The sequence below is a fragment of the Paenibacillus favisporus genome (genome assembly GCF_040545415.1).
Classification (GTDB): domain Bacteria; phylum Bacillota; class Bacilli; order Paenibacillales; family Paenibacillaceae; genus Paenibacillus_AQ; species Paenibacillus_AQ favisporus.
In genome coordinates, this window is sequence record NZ_JBEPLV010000001.1 from 632,742 (window position 1) to 650,160 (window position 17,419).

The window sequence follows — 17,419 nt, forward strand, 5'->3', positions numbered from 1 at the left end:
TCATATACTTATTGAAATCCAAACCTCTACTTCGGTAGAGGTTTTTTTGTTGCTTTCGAGTCTGCTGCTCAACAAAGTCCTGATCAATCGAAGGAGGGTACACGATGTTGAATCCTAGTAAAGAGCAGGTCATCGCCCTGGCCGGGCAGTACAATTTGATCCCGGTCGTCAAGCGGCTGCTGGCCGATATGGAAACGCCTATCCGTATATTTCAGCGCTATGCCCAGCGGGAATGCGCATTTCTGCTTGAAAGTGTAGAGGGAGGAAGCCAGTGGGCCCGTTATTCGTTTATCGGGACGGACCCGTTCATGATGATCTCCGGCAAGAAGGGGGAAATCGTGCTGGAGCAGGGCGGACAGAAGCAGTCCATGAAAGGGAAGCCTGTTGAGGAGCTCAAAGCGCTGCTTCGCTCGTATCGAAGTCCGAAACTCGATGATCTTCCTCCGTTCACGGGAGGAGCGATCGGCTTCTTCGGATACGATCTGCTGCAGTATTATGAGAAGCTTCCCGCGCATCAGGTCGACGATCTGGGGATGGACGACATCCGCTTCATGTTCTGCGACACCGTCATCGTGTTCGATCATGTGAAGCAGCAAATTTTGCTGGTCGGCAACGTGCATGTAAAGGAAGGGGACAACGACGAAGCGATCCTCAAAACGTATGACGAGGTGGACCGCAGGCTGGAGGAGATCGCGGGGCAGCTGCAAGAGCAGGGTCCGCGAGAGAATGTCAACGGTCGCAGCATTCCGGTGGACATCGACCTCGGCGAAATCAAGTCGAACATGACCAAGGAGCAGTATATGGCGAACGTTCGCCAAGCGCAGGAGTATATTCGCGCAGGGGACATTTTTCAGGTAGTGCTGTCCCAGCGCTTTCATATCGAGACGGAGGTGTCCCCGCTGCATGTGTACCGGGTGCTGAGAACACTGAATCCTTCGCCTTATATGTATTATTTGAAAATGCATGAAGAAATCATTGTCGGCACCTCACCCGAAGCGCTGGTCAAGGTCGACGGCAACCGGGTCAGCACCCGGCCGATCGCAGGCACGCGGCCGCGGGGAGTCGATGAGGCCGAAGACAGCCGCCTTGCTGCCGAGCTGCTCGCCGACGAAAAGGAGCGCGCCGAGCATCTGATGCTCGTGGATTTGGGACGCAACGATCTTGGCAGGGTGTCGGCGTTCGGCACCGTGAAATGCGACAGCTTTATGGAAATTGAGAAATATTCGCATGTGATGCACATGGTTTCGAATGTATCGGGGACGCTGCGGGACGACAAAGATTTCTTCGATGCCTTTCTGTCCTGCCTGCCGGCGGGAACGGTGTCCGGAGCACCGAAGTTGAGAGCGATGGAGATCATCGCTGAGATGGAGCGGGAGGCGCGCGGCGCTTATGCCGGTGCCATCGGGTATCTGGGATTTAACGCCAACATGGACTCCTGTATTACGATCCGGACGATCATATTCCGCAAGGGCAAGGCTTACGTGCAGGCGGGAGCAGGCATCGTGTGGGACTCCGTTCCGGAGAAAGAGTATGAGGAGACGGTAAACAAAGCCAAAGCGCTCCTGAAATCGATCCGGACAGCGGAAGCGATGTTCCCGCCGGTCAAACAGGAGCGGGAAGTGACCAATCAGGATTATTTCTTTGAATATACACCTTAATGGACCGGAAAGGAGAGGAAAGAGCATGAGCGCAAGCGAATTGATACATGCGAGTTTGTCACAATTGATCGGAGGCGCGGATCTTTCAAGGGAGGAAGCCCGCGGACTGATGCAGTGCATCATGGAAGGAGCAGCAACATCTTCCCAGATCGGGGCGCTGCTGACGGCGCTGCGGATCAAGGGGGAGACCGTGGAGGAAATCACGGGGTTTGCCGAAGCGATGAGAAGCGTCGCGAGCCATGTGGCGACTGATAACGCAAGGCTGCTGGATACTTGCGGAACGGGCGGATCGGGGATCCACAAATTCAACATTTCCACCGTCTCGGCGATTATTTCTTCTTCCGTTTCGGTCCGTGTGGCTAAACATGGCAACCGCTCGGCCTCCGGCCGCGCGGGCAGCGCCGATGTGCTGGAGGCGCTCGGCGTTAACATTCACTTGAGCAGTGAACAGGCTAAACGGTGCCTCGAGGAAATCGGCATCTGCTTCCTGTTCGCCCAAATCTACCATCCGTCCATGAAGCATGCAGCCGCTCCACGCAAGGAGCTCGGCGTACGGACGGTATTTAATATGCTGGGACCGCTGACGAATCCGGCCGGAGCCGACCGTCAGCTGCTGGGAATCTACGACCGGAACAAGACCGAAACGATCGCAAACGTGCTGAAGGAGCTCGGCTCCAAACGGGCGCTCGTTGTGACCAGCCTGGAAGGGCTGGACGAAATCAGCATCTCGGGGCCGACGCAAATTTCCGAACTGCGTCACGGCGAAGTGCGGACCTATCAGATTCACCCGCATGATCTCGGGTTGGACGTCCACCCGCTTGAAGCCGTTCTGGGCGGCGATGCGGTGCAGAATGCCGCCATTATCCGTTCGGTGCTGGCAGGCGAGAAGAGCCCGTACCGCGACATCGTGCTGGCCAACGCGGGGGCATGTATCTATGTCGCAGGCCTTGCGGACAGCATCGCGGAAGGCGTACAGGCGGCGGCCCGAGCCATCGACAACGGCAGCGCATCGGCCAAACTTGAGCAACTGATCCAAATGACAGGAGAGCTGAGCTATGTATCTTGATAAAATCGTACAAACCAAACGGACCGAGGTGTCCCGACTCGCCGAGCATTTTTCACTTGCGGAAGCGGAGCGCCAAATCGCGGCGATGCCCGCGACCAAAGGGTTCCACAAGGCGCTGACTGCAGGACGCAAGCGGAGCATGGGTCTGATCGCCGAGGTGAAGAAGGCGTCGCCTTCCAAGGGTCTCATCCGTCCGGATTTTCATCCGGTGCGTATCTCCCAGGCTTATGAAGCGGCAGGGGCCGACTGCCTGTCAGTTTTGACGGACGTGGAATACTTCCAGGGGAGCGGTCAGTATTTGCGCGATGTGCGCGCCGCGGTGAACCTGCCGCTGCTGCGGAAGGATTTCATCATCGACGAGCGGCAAATTTATGAAGCCCGCCTCCTCGGTGCGGACGCGGTGCTGCTGATCGCGGCCATTCTGGAGCCCGATCAAATCGCCGCTTACCTGCAGCGGGCGGGTGCGCTCGGGCTCGACGCTCTGATTGAGGTTCACAGCCGGGAAGAGCTTGAAGCCGTGCTTGGCCTCGGAGCGGATCTGCACCAAGGAGCGCTGATCGGGATCAACAACCGGAATCTGCATACGTTCGAGACTTCCCTGGAGGCAACGGCAAAGCTTCGGGAGCTGATTCCACAAGGGATTCCGGTCATCAGTGAGAGCGGTATCGCCGGCAAAGAAGATATGGCTTATTTGGAGCAGGCGGGAGCAAGCGGCGTGCTGATCGGAGAGTATTTCATGCGCCGGGATGACATCGCGGAGGCGGTCCGTGACTTGATGGGGCCGATCTTATCCGGGGAAGAAGTGAAGCATCGTGGGTGAGACGGCGGTAAAAATTTGTGGACTTCAGGACGTTGAAGTGCTAAAATCAATGGTAAACTTGCCTGTGGATTATATCGGATTCGTATTCGCACCGAGCCGGCGCCGGGTAACGCCTGAGCAGGCTGCCCTGCTTTCAGCGCAGCTGAAGGCGTGGAAGACGCCCGAAATTCCGCAAAGCGTCGGCGTGTTCGTCAACCCGGAACTGGAAGAGCTTGCCGCGATCGTGAAGGAAGCCCAGCTCGACGTCGTTCAGCTCCATGGACAGGAAAGCCCGCAATTTTGCCGGGAGGTCAAGGAGCGCTTGGGGACCCGGGTATTCAAGGTCTTATCGGTTCAATCCCTTAATGAGAATTCTGAAGCATCTATAAATCATGAACTATACGCAGGCGTGATCGATGGCCTGCTGCTTGATACATTCGATCCGCTGTATGGCGGAGGATCGGGAAGCACGTTTGCCTGGGAGGAGATACCGGCATACCGCGATTGGGCGAGAGCCCAAGGGATTCCGCTGTTTGTAGCCGGCGGACTTCTGCCGTCCAACGTGGCCGAGCTGATCGATAAGTACAGCCCGGACGGCGTAGACGTTTCCAGCGGCGTGGAAAGTGACGGAGTGAAGGATATAGACAAAATCGCAGCATTTGTGGGAAGGGTGAAGCAGGCATGACAACACAATTACCAGACAAGAACGGACGCTTCGGACCGTTTGGCGGAAGATTCGTTCCCGAGACGCTCATGAACGCGCTGATCGAGCTCGAGGAGTCATACAACCGATATTCGGACGACCCAAGCTTCCAGGAGGAGCTGAACTATCTGCTTAAGCAGTACTCCGGCCGTGAGACGCCCCTGTACTATGCGGAGCGTCTCAGCAAGCATTTGGGGAAGGCGAAGATCTACCTGAAACGGGAGGATCTCAATCACACCGGCGCCCATAAAATCAACAACGCGCTCGGACAAGGCGTCCTCGCTAAACGAATGGGCAAGACGAAGGTCATTGCCGAGACGGGAGCAGGCCAGCATGGTGTGGCAACGGCAACCGTAGCCGCACTCCTTGGCATGGAATGCAAGGTGTTCATGGGGGAAGAGGATACGAAGCGGCAGGCGCTGAACGTATTCCGGATGCAGATGCTGGGCGCCGAAGTCGTACCCGTTACGTCCGGTTCGCGCACGCTGAAGGACGCCGGCAACGAGGCGCTGCGGTACTGGGTCAGCCATGTCGACGATACGTTCTACATCCTCGGCTCTGCCGTAGGGCCGCATCCGTATCCGATGATGGTGCGCAACTTCCAGCGGATTATCGGCGATGAGACGCGCCGCCAAATCCAGGAGGCGGAAGGGCGTTTGCCGGACTATGTTGTCGCGGCCATCGGCGGCGGCAGCAATGCGATCGGCATGTTCTATCCGTTTATCGAAGACAAGGACGTCCGGTTGATCGGCGTAGAGGCCGCTGGTAAGGGTGTGGAGACCGCCTTCCACGCCGCGACGATGAGCAAGGGCACTCATGGCGTCTTCCAAGGCTCCATGAGCTATCTGCTGCAGGACGATTTCGGCCAGGTTCAGGAAGCCCACTCCATATCGGCCGGCCTGGATTATCCTGGAGTCGGACCGGAGCACTCTTACCTCAAGGATATTGAGCGCGCCCAATACGTTCCGATCACGGACCAGGAAGCGCTCGACGCGCTTCAGCTGCTATGCCGGACGGAAGGGATCATTCCGGCCCTGGAATCCGCACATGCGATCGCTGAAGTGGTGAAGATGGCGCCGCGGCTCAGTGAGGACGACATCGTCGTCATCTGCCTGTCCGGACGTGGAGACAAGGACGTGGAGTCCATCATGGCTTATACGGGAGGTAAACAGGCATGAATTTGATGGATCAAACGTTTGCCCGTCTCAAACAGGAGAATCAAACGGCGCTGATTCCGTTTCTGACCATCGGGGACCCGGATCCCGAGACGTCGGTTGAAATTATAGCCGGTCTCGAAGCTGCCGGAGCCGACATGATCGAGCTTGGCGTGCCTTATTCAGACCCCTTGGCCGACGGCCCGGTTATTCAGCGGGCTTCCGAGCGAGCGCTGAAGCATCAGGTAACGATCAAAACCTGCATGGAAACGGCGGTCAGAGCACGCAAGGCCGGGGTGAAGCTGCCATTCATCCTGTTTACTTATTATAATCCGGTGCTTCAGTTCGGGCTGGACCGCTTTTTTGAAGAGGTCAAAGCACATGAGATCAGCGGCATCATCATTCCGGACCTGCCGATCGAGGAGTCAGCAGACGTGCGCGCCCGGGCCGAGCGCTCGGATATCCATGTCGTGCCGCTGGTGGCTCCGACTTCCCATGAACGGATTAAATCGATCGTGGAAGGAGCCAGAGGCTTCATTTACTGCGTATCCTCGCTCGGCGTGACGGGTGAGCGGGCGAGCTTCCACGAAGGCGTGGAAGATTTCATCGCCAGCGTGAAGAAGTATACGGATATTCCGGTGGCTATCGGCTTCGGTATTTCGAACAGGGAGCAGGCGGTACGCTTTTCCCGGATCTGCGACGGCGTCGTCGTGGGCAGCGCCATCGTCCGCAAGGTCGAAGAGGCCATTCCGCTGCTGCAGGGCGAAGATACGCATGAGCAGGGGCTTTTGCAAATCCGTGAATTTGTGGCACAATTAAAACCATAATCTTGAGTTGAAAGTGAGGGGGGATACGGTGAAACCAAAATCCCAGATAGTGAACATTCCGGTCTATGAGCCGGGCAAACCGATTGAAGAAGTCAAGCGGGAGCTTGGTCTCAGCGAAGTCATCAAGCTGGCTTCCAACGAAAATCCTTACGGCGCTTCGCCGCGTGTGAAGGAGGCGGTGCTTGCCGAGCTCGACAACATCAGTCTGTACCCGGACGGAGGCGCGGTGGAGCTTACGGCTGAAGTGGCCCGCTTCCTTGGAGTTGAGCCCGGGCAAATCATTTTCGGCTGCGGCTCGGACGAAGTCATCGCCCTGATCTGCCGCGCGTTCTTGGTATCCGGCGATGAGACCATCATGGCGGATCAAACCTTCTCCGTGTATAAAAGCAACGCCGACATCGAAGGGGCCGTCAGCATCGAGGTTCCGCTGTCGGACGGAAAGCATGATCTTGAAGCGATGCTCGCCAAGCTCAGCAGCAAGACGAAGATCGTGTGGATCTGCAACCCGAACAACCCGACGGGAACGATTCTCTCCGAAACCGAATTGACCGGTTTCCTGGATCAAGTTCCATCGAATGTGATGGTGGTGCTGGATGAGGCTTACTTCGAGTATGTAACCGACCTCTCCTACCCGGACGGAAGCAAGCTCCTATCCCAATATCCAAATCTGGTCGTTCTCCGGACCTTCTCGAAGATCTACGGCATGGCTTCCCTGCGGATCGGCTACGGCGTGGCTCAGCCTGAGGTCATTCAGCTGATCAACCGGGTGCGTGAGCCGTTCAACACGACGCGGGCAGCCCAGGCAGCGGCCAAAGCTGCGCTTGCCGATCAGGAATATGTGGCCAACTGCCGCATCGCGAACGCGGAGGGCATCAAGCAGCTGCAGGCTGAGTTCGACCGGCTGGGTCTTGATTACTTCCCGGCGCACGGCAACTTTATTATGGTCAATGTGCGCAAGCCTGCGGTGGAAATGTTCCAATCGCTGCTTCAGAAGGGGATCATCGTTCGCGCCGGATTCGGCAAGTATCCGAACCATGTTCGTGTGACCGTTGGATCCGAGGAACAAAATAAAGCATTTATTCACGCATTGGAGCAGGTATTGAGCGAAGACAAGGCCCAAGTGTAGTAAGTGCGAACAAACGAGTGAGGGAACATGAATACAACGAAGATTGCTATATTTGGAGTGGGTCTGATCGGCGGTTCGCTGGCGCTATGCTTTAAAGGCAAGCCCGGCTTAACCGTCGTGGGCCATGCCCATCTCCCCGAATTGGCCGACAAATATATGAGCCGCGGCGTCGTCGACGCAGCGACGCTGTCCATGGAAGAAGCCGCACTTGATGCGGACTTCATTTTTTTGTGCGTTCCTGTAGGTATGCTTGAAGAATACCTGGACCGGTTAAGCGCCCTGCCATTGAAAAAGGGCTGCATCATCACCGATGTGGGCAGCACGAAGGCAAGCATCGCGCAGGCGGCGCGTGCGCATGATTCTAAGGACTTTTACTTCATCGGCGGGCACCCGATGGCAGGCTCCGAGCGTTCCGGTGTAGAGGCGGCCACGCCGCTGCTGTTTGAGAATGCGTATTATGTGCTGACTCCACCTCCGGGCACGCCTGATCATGCTTATGACGCGCTCGCGCAGCTGCTGTCTTACACCCGCGCCCAAATCGTCAAGGTGGATCCGGTCCTGCACGATGAAATCGTCGGGGCGATCAGCCATCTGCCGCATATCATCGCAGTGGCGCTGGTGAACCAGGTGTGCGATTACAATCATTCCAATTCCTTATACCGGCTGCTCGCGGCAGGCGGTTTTCGTGACATTACCCGGATTGCATCCAGCGATCCGCTGATTTGGCGCGACATCCTGCTGGGCAACAAAAACGTGCTGCTCAGACAGCTCAAGGACTGGAATGAAGGCATCGCCGCGTTCGTAGAGATGCTGGAAGAGGGCGATGGACAGGCCATTCAAGAGGCGTTTGCCAAGGCGAACGATTTCCGCAGTGAGCTTCCGGAGCGCCGCAAAGGCATGATTACGCCTAGTTTCGATCTGTACCTCGACGTACCGGATACGCCCGGTATTATCGGGAAAATCGCCACAGAGCTGGGGGTTCGGCACATCAACCTCAGCAACATGCAGATCATCGAGAGCCGGGAGGACGTCCCGGGCATTCTGCGCCTATCCTTCAGGCAGGAACATGATTTGGAGCGGGCCAAGGAACTGCTGCAATCCATGAGTTATCAGGTATCGCAGTAAATTTTAAAACGTTTACAAAAAAACGCTTACTTTAGTGTTGACAAAATGAAAACGTATACATATAATAAAAGTACAGTATGGTTTCTCTCCACTCCTATCCAAATAAATGGCACTTTGTGCAGCCACCCGATGCGGGTGGTTTTTTTTTGCCTTTTTTTATTTTGCGGCCATTTTTTTTCTATAATCTAGCAACATTTACGGGGCGAAATTCGTCTATTAAGAGATTAGTGACGATTCACTGTGTCCCAAAAAGCGTTAATATCTCCTTGGATTTGGCAATTCTGTTTGAGGTTCGACTGACTAGCAGGAATTAATATGTTACAATGGAAAAGATATATTTGTAGAATCGTTGCCGATTTTGCCGAATACATAGCTTTTTGGACGTTTATACTGCCGCGCGGTGGCGTAAATACCGCAACTTTTCATCACCTGTTCAGTACAAACATATAACTGAATCGAACGGGGATGCTTGTGTACGGTCGAGGAGGTCACAATGGAAATGACGGATTCGCAGATGATACAGGACATCAAGAAGGGCAATGTAGAGCTCTTCTCTGAATTGATGCGCCGTTATCAGCGGAAAATATTGGCTTTTGTATATCATATGCTTAAAAGTTCACATTTGGAGTTAATGGCGGAAGATCTGTGTTCAGAGACGTTTTACAAGGCTTTCAAGAGCCTGCATTCGTTTCGTGAGGTCGACGCGTCGTTCTCCACATGGCTCTATACGATTGCCCGGAATACGGTGCTCAGCGAGCTGAGAAAGCAGCGCAGCGCCAATGTGCCGCTGGAAGAGAGCGGGGTTACGCCGGTTGCGCCGATGGAGGTGGCGCCGGAGCAGGCCATTTTGCGCACCGAGAAGGTGGAGCTGGTTCGCGAGGCCATTAACAACCTGCCGGAAAAGCAGCGATCCGCGCTCATTTTACGGGAATACGATCAGCTCGATTACCAGGAGATTGCCGACATTTTAGGTCAAAGCGTCAGCTCTGTAAAATCTCTTCTATTCCGGGCAAGGTCCAGTGTAAAAGTTCAGCTGGAGCCGTATTTTTACGAGCTGACGTATGAAGAATATGAAGGGATGAAAAGCAAATGAATTGCGATGAGGCTCACAGCCTGTTCGGCATCGTTTTGGATTTGGAAGAAGACGATCCGAGACGGATTGAGCTCGAACAGCATACAGCCACTTGCAGTGATTGCCAAGCAGAATTGGCGTTATGGAAGGAAAGCCGGCTTCTCATGATGGAATTGCAGGAGGAGCCGACCGAAGAACAGGCGGAAGAAATCAACCGGAACGTCATGGACCGCATATACCGGGAGTCCCCATGGCTGATTCCGGACCAGAGCAAACCTTTTGCCGTACCTGCATCTACCCGAAAACGCATGTCCTGGTGGATTGCCGGGTTTGTCATGGTATTTTTGGTGAGCTTTCTGTATTGGGTCATCATGGATAAGCCGTTTGTTAAAGAGACAGCCGAAACGGTACCTACCGGGATTCTTCCGACCGGCGTGGCGGGGTCGTCCGTGGTGACGGAACAGGTCAGTTATGTGATCCCGAAGACGAACAGCGGGATTATCGAGCCGCTTGTCGCCGGTATGGGTCCGACCCATCCACAGTACTGGATGATTCTGTCGGTACTCGGGGTAGGAATGGCCCTCTTTTCATTGGGAAGGGTCAGCCGTATCAGGAAATAGGTTCTTTCGCATATATATAGAAGAAAGGGGGTACGCGTATGATGATCGGTTTGATCCGCCACGGACTGACGGATTGGAATAAGCTCGGCAAAATTCAGGGACAGAGCGATATCCCTTTGAATGAAGAGGGCAGGCAGCAGGCGGAGCGTCTTGGGGAAAGGCTGCTTCACGAACAGTACCGCTGGGATTTTATCATCAGCAGCAAGCTCTCCCGCGCGAAGGAAACCGGGCAAATTCTGGCCGACAAGCTCAACATTCCACTGCTTGAGCCTGATGAGCGGCTGAATGAACGGAGTTTTGGGCAAGCGGAGGGACTGACGGCCGATGAGCGGGAAAGCCGCTGGGGCAAGCAGTGGGATGTGCATGACCTGGGCCAGGAGACGATCGAGCAGATTGAGGCTAGAGCTTTGGCGTTTATGGAGGATATGTGGACGGCTTACCCCGATAAAAACATGCTCGTCGTGAGTCACGGCGGACTGCTGGCACAGCTGTACAAGTCACTGTACAGGGATAAATATACGGAACGGATAGGCAACCTGTCGCTTACGATCCTGGAGAAAAAGGATATCGACTGGGTGCCGCTCCTCTATAACTGCACCCGCCATTTGGCGGAAAAGAACGGATAACTCGGACAAGCGCCGGGTTATTTTTTTTGCCCGGATCGAATAAAAATTGTAATAATTCCCATAATGGTAGTAAAACGGCGAGGCGATGATGACATGAATTTAGCGGATATGCTTTCGTATGCGGATATCGGCCAGCTGACTACCATTGCAAGCCACTACCAATGCCAGTGCAAGCGGAATTCCAAGCATGAACTGATCCAGAGCATCCTGGTCACGCTGAACCGGAGGGAGTTTATCGCGCAGCAGGTCAACACGGTTTCCCTTCAAGATTTACGTTTTCTGAATTCGGTTTTGTTTGACAGCAGATCGTTTTACAGCGTAGAAGATTTGGCGGCTGTTGTCCGGCAGACGACTTTTGACCTCCCGGCAAACGAGGTGCATGAGACCCCGAGGGAAGCTATCGCCCGCTATAAGCGCAGCGGCTGGCTGTTCAACGGGATGACATCCAGCACCAAGTATCTGTTTCAAATGCCGAGCGATCTGAAGGACCGGTTCCGGGCCGAGCTTGGACACACGCTGAAGCGAAAGGTCGTTAAATCCGGAGAGCCTCCGGTTTACCGGGAAGAGCAGGATCTGTGCGCCGAGGATCTGATGTACATGCTGAAGTATGTGAACCAGCAGGAGATCGAGCTGAATCAGGAATTCGTGATGTACAAGCGATACCAGCAGCAATTAATGGACATGTTCCATGTCAGCGAGCCCCTGCTGACCAAAGGGGGATGGCGCTTTGGCTACGGCAGGAGCTTCAATGCATACCCCAACCGGATGGCGCTTCTGTATGACTATGCGTTCTACTACAGATATATCGAAGAAAACGGCAGCCGGCTGGAGCTGTCGGGCAAGGGCGCAGAGCTGCTGGAAAGCGGGACGAAAGAAAGCATGGTACAAATTTTCCGCTTTTGGTTAAAACTTTATAAAAGCGCCATACCTAACTTGGCATCCCTCGTATATTGGACCGGGGAATGCGCCAAGGAATGGGTAACCGCCGCTTCCCTGCATGATGCTTTGGGCTGGCTGATCAAACCGTTTTATTACGACACTGCAGAGTCGATATTAAATGAAAGAATTATCGCGATGATGATGCATCTTGGGCTGATCCGCATCGGAGAAAGTCCGGAGAGCGGCATGGTTCTGAAGATGACCGCTTTTGGACAAAAGCTGGCCAGCAAAAGCCTGAACCTCGGAAGCGGCGAGCTGGAACCGCTCATTGACAAGTCATAGCCGCCTTGTTACAATCACTCCCAAAGTTAAGGGGTGATGAAAACATGCTGTTACCTTACGGCCAGCATCTGCCAAAGATCCACCCGTCCGTCTATGTTGCGGAGGGTGCCAAAATTGTCGGTGACGTTCAAATTGGACAGCAATCAAGCGTATGGTTTAACGCCGTGCTTCGGGGTGATATGGCACCCATCGTGATCGGTGACCGGTGCAACATTCAGGATGGAGCGGTAGGCCACGTCAATACGGACGAGCCGCTGATTCTGGAGGACGACGTCTCGGTCGGACATGCCGCCATCGTTCACGGCTGCACAATAGGCAAAGGTACATTAATCGGAATGGGGGCCATCGTACTGAACGGGGCCGAGATTGGTGAATATGCTTTAATAGGGGCAGGATCTATCGTTACTGAAAATAAAAAAATACCACCCTATACGCTTTCTCTGGGTTCGCCGGCGAGAGTGGTCCGTGAATTAACCGAAGAAGACTTGCGCAGAATGTATCGTACCACTCAAAACTATGTGGACAAGGGTAAAGAGTATAGGATGTTCTAATCAAAGGTTCGGAGGTGCATCCTAATGGATAAGATGAAAGCTACTTATGAAGTCATGTTGGGGCTGGCGGCTGAAATGGTATGGGACGAAGCGTTGCGAAAACACCGGAGCGAAGAGCTTTACCGCGAAATAGACAGGGCTCTGGCATCCGGAGACGAGGCGGCTTTCCGTAACCTGACGGATGAACTGAAGTTGCTTAATTAAGTGGAATAAATGAAAAGAAATGCAGACATCCATGCTGCATTTCTTTTTTGTTGGGCCGGCCTGCGCCAATGAATTTTACAAATTGCTGACACGGGAACAAGCATATTATAGAATGGAATGGTGAAAAATAATGGAAAGGGTGAACCCTTGAATGAAGTTCAGCGAAGTGGAAGAGGCAACCTGGAGTGAGCTCTCCCCCTATTTCGACACCTGCCTCATCCCTTACACCGGCCTGTCGGGCAAAGAGTCTCCCATAGAAGCGACGGAGGCGCTGGCGCGGCTGCGGGATTTTATGGACCTGGTCGAGATCCCGTTTAAAGGGAGGATCATTACATATCCGGCCGTACAATACGGCCAAGGGGAGGATCTGTCGTTATTGCAGGAAGTTTGTCGCAATGTAAGGGAAGCGGGCTTTGCTTACGTCATTGTCATGACGGCAGACATCGAGCTGATCCAAGGCCTGATTGAGGGCTGCGATTTGGTTCTGTCCCGGAAAGGATTCAATGAGGAAACGGGCGGAGCAGGTATAGCAGCCCAGATTAAGGATAAAATACAGGAAATGTGGCAGCGTGACAGCAAGATGGAAATGTGACAGAAATTCAACAATTTAATTGGGTAAATCTTCTTCCGCCTGATAAAAGAGTTGGATATTCTTGACGGTCTTATAAGGCTAATATATTATTATTATGTCCTAGTAAGTCGTGTGATAATAATCATTGAAAGCACTTTAAGACTTGGTTGACAAAGGGGGTTGAAGACATTATGAGCAACCAAAATGAGCACCATGAACCATCTCACAAACCACCCGGTCGTAAAGAAATGTCCCGTCGACAATTTCTGACTTATACATTGGGCGGTGCCACTGCTTACATGGCAGCCGGTGCAGTCCTGCCGATGGTGCGTTTTGCTGTGGATCCGATCCTGCACAAGAAGGGCGAGGGAGAGTTCATTAAAGTTGTCGAAGAAAGCAAAATTACCGACGAGCCTCAAGAATTCTCTTTTGAGCTGAAGCAGCAGGATGGATGGTATGCAAGCACTGCTACATTAACTGCTTGGATACGCAAGGATGAACAGGGAAAAATCTATGCGCTGTCCCCGATCTGTAAGCATTTGGGCTGTACGGTCGGCTGGAACAATGATAAAAGCTTCCCGGATGAATACCACTGCCCATGCCACGGGGCGCGTTATACCAAAGAAGGCAAGAACTTGGCCGTTGCGCCGAAGCCGCTCGACACTTACAAATTAAAGATTGAAAACGGTTGGGTGTACCTTGGCGGAGTCGAACCGAATACTGAAGTGAAATAGGAGGCGTAGAATCGGATGTTTAAGAATGTCTACAACTGGATTGATGAACGTCTTGATGTCACGCCGATTTGGAGAGACGTGGCGGACCATGAAGTGCCGGAGCACGTTAACCCGGCGCATCATTTCTCTGCGTTTGTATACTGTTTTGGCGGATTGACGTTTTTCATCACGGTCATCCAGATCCTGTCGGGGATGTTCCTGACCATGTATTACGTTCCGGACATCATTAACGCCTACGCCAGCGTTGAGTACCTACAGACGAAAGTAGCCTTCGGGCAAATCGTCCGCGGTATGCACCACTGGGGGGCGAGCTTGGTTATTGTTATGATGTTCCTACATACCATGCGCGTGTTCTTCACAGGTTCCTATAAGGCGCCTCGCGAAATGAACTGGGTTGTGGGTATGCTGATTTTCTTTATCATGCTGGGCTTGGGCCTGACAGGCTATCTCCTTCCTTGGGATAACAAAGCCTACTTTGCAACAAAGGTTACGCTGGAAATTGCGAATTCCGTTCCATGGCTTGGGCCGATCATTAAGGAATTCCTGCAGGGCGGTACGATTGTAGGTGCCGAGACGTTAACGCGTTTCTTCGCACTTCACGTCTTTTTCCTCCCGGCCGTGTTGCTCATTCTTCTGGTCGGACATTTTATCATGATCCGCAGACAGGGCATTTCCGGTCCACTATAATAAGAAGGGAGGAATATCGATGGCACACGGTAACAATTCAAAAGAAAAAGTGGTGTATGTCGGCGACTCGCGCGTCCGTAAAGGCAACGGGTTCATTACACCGCCGGACTACACGTCGTATCCAGGCAAATCGGAAGCGTTTATCCCTAACTTTCTTTTGAAAGAATGGATGGTCGGTGTTGTCGTACTTGTCGGATTTCTGGTGCTCACCATTGCGGAGCCGGCTCCACTGTGGTTCCCTGCGAACCCAAGTGCGTCCATTATCCCGATGCCTGACTGGTACTTCTTGTTCTTGTACCAATATCTGAAATTGCCGTACGCATCCGGAAGTTACGTTGTTCTCGGCACGATTGGTGTAAGCGGTGTAGCGTTTGGTTCACTGCTGCTGGCTCCTTTCCTGGACACTGGCAAAGAGCGCCGTTTTTACCGCAGACCGATCGCTTCCTCGCTGATGTTTCTCTCTTTGATCGCCGTGGTGTACCTGACGAACTCCGCATGGCACCACTACAAAGAAGAAATGGCTGCAACCGGTCAAATTCCGGAGAACATCCAGCGTGAAGAGAAAGCTGCCGAAAACAAAGCAAAAGGACTTCCGACGACCAGCGCGAACCAGCAAAAAGAGATCGCGATCGTCGATAAAGAAGATCCGGCAATGGAATCTTATAAAAAAGCAGGCTGCATTACCTGCCACGCAGCGGATATGAAAGGTGCTGCGGGTCCGTCTCTCCGTGGAGTCGGCGACAAACATAACAAAGAAGACATTCTGAAAATCATCAAAGAGGGCTATGAAGGAAAGATGCCTGCCATGTACGACTCAGCAATCGCTGCAGGCCTGACCGACAAAGACATCGATCATTTGGCAGAATGGCTTTCGAAGCAAAAGGCAGAGCAATAAGCGGCCATACTTATGAAAACCTGATCGTATTTACGATCAGGTTTTTTTAAGAGATCAGAAAGTACGGATTACATACTAAAAACACGATGAACGAACCTCAATAACCCAGCTTTAGCGGCAAAGGGATCGTGGGAGTACAAGGAGGGACAAGCGTGTCGATCGCTTATTTCTGGAGCCGTTCGCTCCTCGGAAACCGGGGATTTTTATGGCTCCTGTTATGGTGCAACCTGCTCGGAACAGTATACGGTTACTATTGGTATGCGGAACAAATGGAATATACCGTGGCGAACAACCCCTTCTGGCAGGTCATTTTCGTTCCGGACAGTCCGACGGCAAGCTTATTTTTTACGATCGCAATCTATATGCTGCTGTATCCGCCTAAGACGAAGTTCGGCTACGGATTCCGGCTGCTGATTGAGGCGCTGGCCGTCGTCACGTCGGTGAAATACGGCATTTGGGCAGTGAGCATCATATTTGCCGGATATGCACAGGGATCTCCGCTGGTATGGCAGGACTGGATGCTGGTCATCTCCCATTCGGCGATGGCTATTGAAGCGCTGCTGTACGTCCGCCTGTTCAAGTTAGGCGAGACGATGCTGATTCCGGCCGCGGCCTGGACGTTCCTGAACGATACGGTGGATTATACATACGGGGTATTTCCTTGGCTGCCCGTTCAGCTGATGGACGATATCGCGAGCGTACAATATTTTACTTTCGGTTTGACGCTGTTCAGCGCGCTGCTGGCTTGGCTTGTCATCAGACAGGCAAGGCGCTGACTTCAAGTTCAGTTCTAGGGACATCCCTTCTGCCATACATATACGGTAGGAGGGATGTCCCATGTTACGTAGAGGCACGGCTGCCAGATGGAGCCTGGCGGTCATCATGGTACTGCTTGGACTCGGCTGCAGTCTATCCTGGGTGGCGGCGGACGCCGATACGCTGTCGGCTGCAGGAGGCTCAGGTGGGAATGCGGAGGCGGTGAAGCAGGCGGAGCAGCTCGATACGCTGGCCGACTCGCTATATCAGCATGTACTGGAAGGTAACATCAATCTCGTCCGGCAGGAAATTCTGCAGGCCAGCGATATATTTGAGCATTCATCTTTTCAAGGCTTGACGAGTGTGGAAGGATTTCATGCCTTGTCGGAGAGCTTGGTGGAAATGAAGGAAGCGACGAATCAGGCGCAAATCCAGCAGGAACAATGGCAGACCGCTTCGGCCAAATTCCGGTTGGCCGCGGACAGCTTAAGTCACCCTAAGCAGCCGATGTGGATGCAGTACTACAAAGTGCTTCGTGAGGATTTGAGCGAAATGAAGGCCCGGGCGGCCGCTGCCGACTCCCGGGGGATGAAAGCGGCTTACGAGAGCCTGCAGAACCATTATGAGATCATCCGCCCGGCTGTGATCATTCAGCGTAAGCCGGAGGAAATCACAGCAGCGGATGCCTGGGTATCTTATGCAGGCGGCTTGGTTCAGTCTTCATCGTCCTCGGCTGCCGAAATTCAGGATGTCGTGACTTCCGGCGAGGAAGTGTTTAACGGCTTATTCGGTAAGAAAAAAGACGATAACCCGGCTTTCGCCCCCATTGACGAGGTCAACGGACTGTGGCCGTGGACCTTCTGGGCCGGCTCGTTTATCATCCTGATCCTGACTTATACCGGTTACCGGAAATATAAAGGGGAGCGGGACAGCTTTAAAAGCGTGAAGCCCAAAGAGCTGTAGTTCATAGGGGGACTGGGCCGCATATGCTGTCCATTGGAAAAGCCCGCCAGCTTTAAGAGCC

General features: G+C 53.5%; 20 protein-coding genes. All 20 read left to right on the plus strand.

All coding sequences use genetic code 11. From position 1 onward, the window contains the following. Positions 1 to 104: 104 nt before the first annotated feature. The 20 genes from trpE to ABID47_RS03180 all read left to right on the plus strand — a co-directional run bounded on the left by trpE (position 105) and on the right by ABID47_RS03180 (position 17,358). Positions 105 to 1,658, plus strand: coding sequence for an anthranilate synthase component I (gene trpE, locus ABID47_RS03085; RefSeq protein ID WP_354494880.1), 1,554 nt, complete (start codon positions 105 to 107; stop codon positions 1,656 to 1,658). 25 nt (positions 1,659 to 1,683) lie between these two features. Then, a complete protein-coding gene (gene trpD, locus ABID47_RS03090; protein ID WP_076170102.1) occupies positions 1,684 to 2,724 on the plus strand; it encodes an anthranilate phosphoribosyltransferase in 1,041 nt (346 codons plus the stop codon). After that, entirely contained in the window at positions 2,714 to 3,544 is an 831-nt protein-coding gene (trpC, locus tag ABID47_RS03095) for an indole-3-glycerol phosphate synthase TrpC (protein WP_354494881.1), read from the plus strand. Before trpD ends, trpC begins: the two co-directional genes overlap by 11 nt. Beyond that, positions 3,537 to 4,208 (plus strand): phosphoribosylanthranilate isomerase, encoded by a 672-nt coding sequence (locus ABID47_RS03100; RefSeq protein ID WP_354494882.1) that lies wholly within the window; start codon positions 3,537 to 3,539, stop codon positions 4,206 to 4,208. Before trpC ends, ABID47_RS03100 begins: the two co-directional genes overlap by 8 nt. Further along, positions 4,205 to 5,404 carry a tryptophan synthase subunit beta gene (trpB, locus tag ABID47_RS03105; RefSeq protein ID WP_145131995.1) on the plus strand — a complete coding sequence of 400 codons (1,200 nt, stop codon included), beginning with the start codon at positions 4,205 to 4,207 and terminating at the stop codon, positions 5,402 to 5,404. The genes ABID47_RS03100 and trpB overlap by 4 nt, the downstream gene beginning before the upstream one ends. Further along, the gene (gene trpA, locus ABID47_RS03110; protein WP_354494883.1) at positions 5,401 to 6,207 is read left to right on the plus strand and encodes a tryptophan synthase subunit alpha; all 807 of its coding nucleotides are present in this window, start codon (positions 5,401 to 5,403) and stop codon (positions 6,205 to 6,207) included. Before trpB ends, trpA begins: the two co-directional genes overlap by 4 nt. Before the next feature lie 28 nt (positions 6,208 to 6,235). Next, positions 6,236 to 7,333, plus strand: coding sequence for a histidinol-phosphate transaminase (gene hisC / locus ABID47_RS03115; RefSeq protein ID WP_354494884.1), 1,098 nt, complete (start codon positions 6,236 to 6,238; stop codon positions 7,331 to 7,333). Positions 7,334 to 7,360: 27 nt separating this feature from the next. Further along, complete coding sequence (locus ABID47_RS03120; RefSeq protein WP_354494885.1) at positions 7,361 to 8,458, plus strand: prephenate dehydrogenase; 1,098 nt, start codon at positions 7,361 to 7,363, stop codon at positions 8,456 to 8,458. A 499-nt stretch (positions 8,459 to 8,957) separates the two neighbouring features. Further along, complete coding sequence (locus ABID47_RS03125) at positions 8,958 to 9,551, plus strand: RNA polymerase sigma factor (protein ID WP_076170192.1); 594 nt, start codon at positions 8,958 to 8,960, stop codon at positions 9,549 to 9,551. Beyond that, the gene (locus tag ABID47_RS03130) at positions 9,548 to 10,150 is read left to right on the plus strand and encodes an anti-sigma factor (RefSeq protein WP_354494886.1); all 603 of its coding nucleotides are present in this window, start codon (positions 9,548 to 9,550) and stop codon (positions 10,148 to 10,150) included. Before ABID47_RS03125 ends, ABID47_RS03130 begins: the two co-directional genes overlap by 4 nt. A 38-nt stretch (positions 10,151 to 10,188) precedes the next feature. Then, on the plus strand, positions 10,189 to 10,776 hold the full coding sequence (locus ABID47_RS03135) for a histidine phosphatase family protein (protein ID WP_354494887.1): 588 nt from the start codon (positions 10,189 to 10,191) through the stop codon (positions 10,774 to 10,776). A 93-nt stretch (positions 10,777 to 10,869) separates the two neighbouring features. Further along, complete coding sequence (locus tag ABID47_RS03140) at positions 10,870 to 11,997, plus strand: hypothetical protein (protein WP_354494888.1); 1,128 nt, start codon at positions 10,870 to 10,872, stop codon at positions 11,995 to 11,997. 44 nt (positions 11,998 to 12,041) lie between these two features. Continuing rightward, complete coding sequence (locus tag ABID47_RS03145; protein WP_089548041.1) at positions 12,042 to 12,548, plus strand: gamma carbonic anhydrase family protein; 507 nt, start codon at positions 12,042 to 12,044, stop codon at positions 12,546 to 12,548. Positions 12,549 to 12,572: 24 nt separating this feature from the next. Further along, on the plus strand, positions 12,573 to 12,752 hold the full coding sequence (locus tag ABID47_RS03150; RefSeq protein WP_076170113.1) for an IDEAL domain-containing protein: 180 nt from the start codon (positions 12,573 to 12,575) through the stop codon (positions 12,750 to 12,752). Positions 12,753 to 12,903: 151 nt separating this feature from the next. Continuing rightward, positions 12,904 to 13,344: a DUF2487 family protein gene (locus ABID47_RS03155; protein WP_354494889.1), complete on the plus strand. Its 441-nt coding sequence runs from the start codon at positions 12,904 to 12,906 to the stop codon at positions 13,342 to 13,344. Positions 13,345 to 13,514: 170 nt separating this feature from the next. After that, positions 13,515 to 14,057, plus strand: coding sequence for a ubiquinol-cytochrome c reductase iron-sulfur subunit (locus ABID47_RS03160; RefSeq protein WP_181908922.1), 543 nt, complete (start codon positions 13,515 to 13,517; stop codon positions 14,055 to 14,057). 15 nt (positions 14,058 to 14,072) lie between these two features. Then, positions 14,073 to 14,744 carry a menaquinol-cytochrome c reductase cytochrome b subunit gene (qcrB, locus tag ABID47_RS03165; protein WP_076170115.1) on the plus strand — a complete coding sequence of 224 codons (672 nt, stop codon included), beginning with the start codon at positions 14,073 to 14,075 and terminating at the stop codon, positions 14,742 to 14,744. 19 nt (positions 14,745 to 14,763) lie between these two features. Further along, positions 14,764 to 15,639 carry a menaquinol-cytochrome c reductase cytochrome b/c subunit gene (locus ABID47_RS03170; protein ID WP_076170116.1) on the plus strand — a complete coding sequence of 292 codons (876 nt, stop codon included), beginning with the start codon at positions 14,764 to 14,766 and terminating at the stop codon, positions 15,637 to 15,639. Between the two features lie 152 nt (positions 15,640 to 15,791). Next, positions 15,792 to 16,415, plus strand: a complete 624-nt coding sequence (locus tag ABID47_RS03175; protein WP_105444696.1) for a DUF1405 domain-containing protein — start codon at positions 15,792 to 15,794, stop codon at positions 16,413 to 16,415. A 61-nt stretch (positions 16,416 to 16,476) separates the two neighbouring features. After that, positions 16,477 to 17,358, plus strand: a complete 882-nt coding sequence (locus ABID47_RS03180; RefSeq protein WP_116229709.1) for a sporulation protein YpjB — start codon at positions 16,477 to 16,479, stop codon at positions 17,356 to 17,358. Positions 17,359 to 17,419 lie beyond the last annotated feature (61 nt).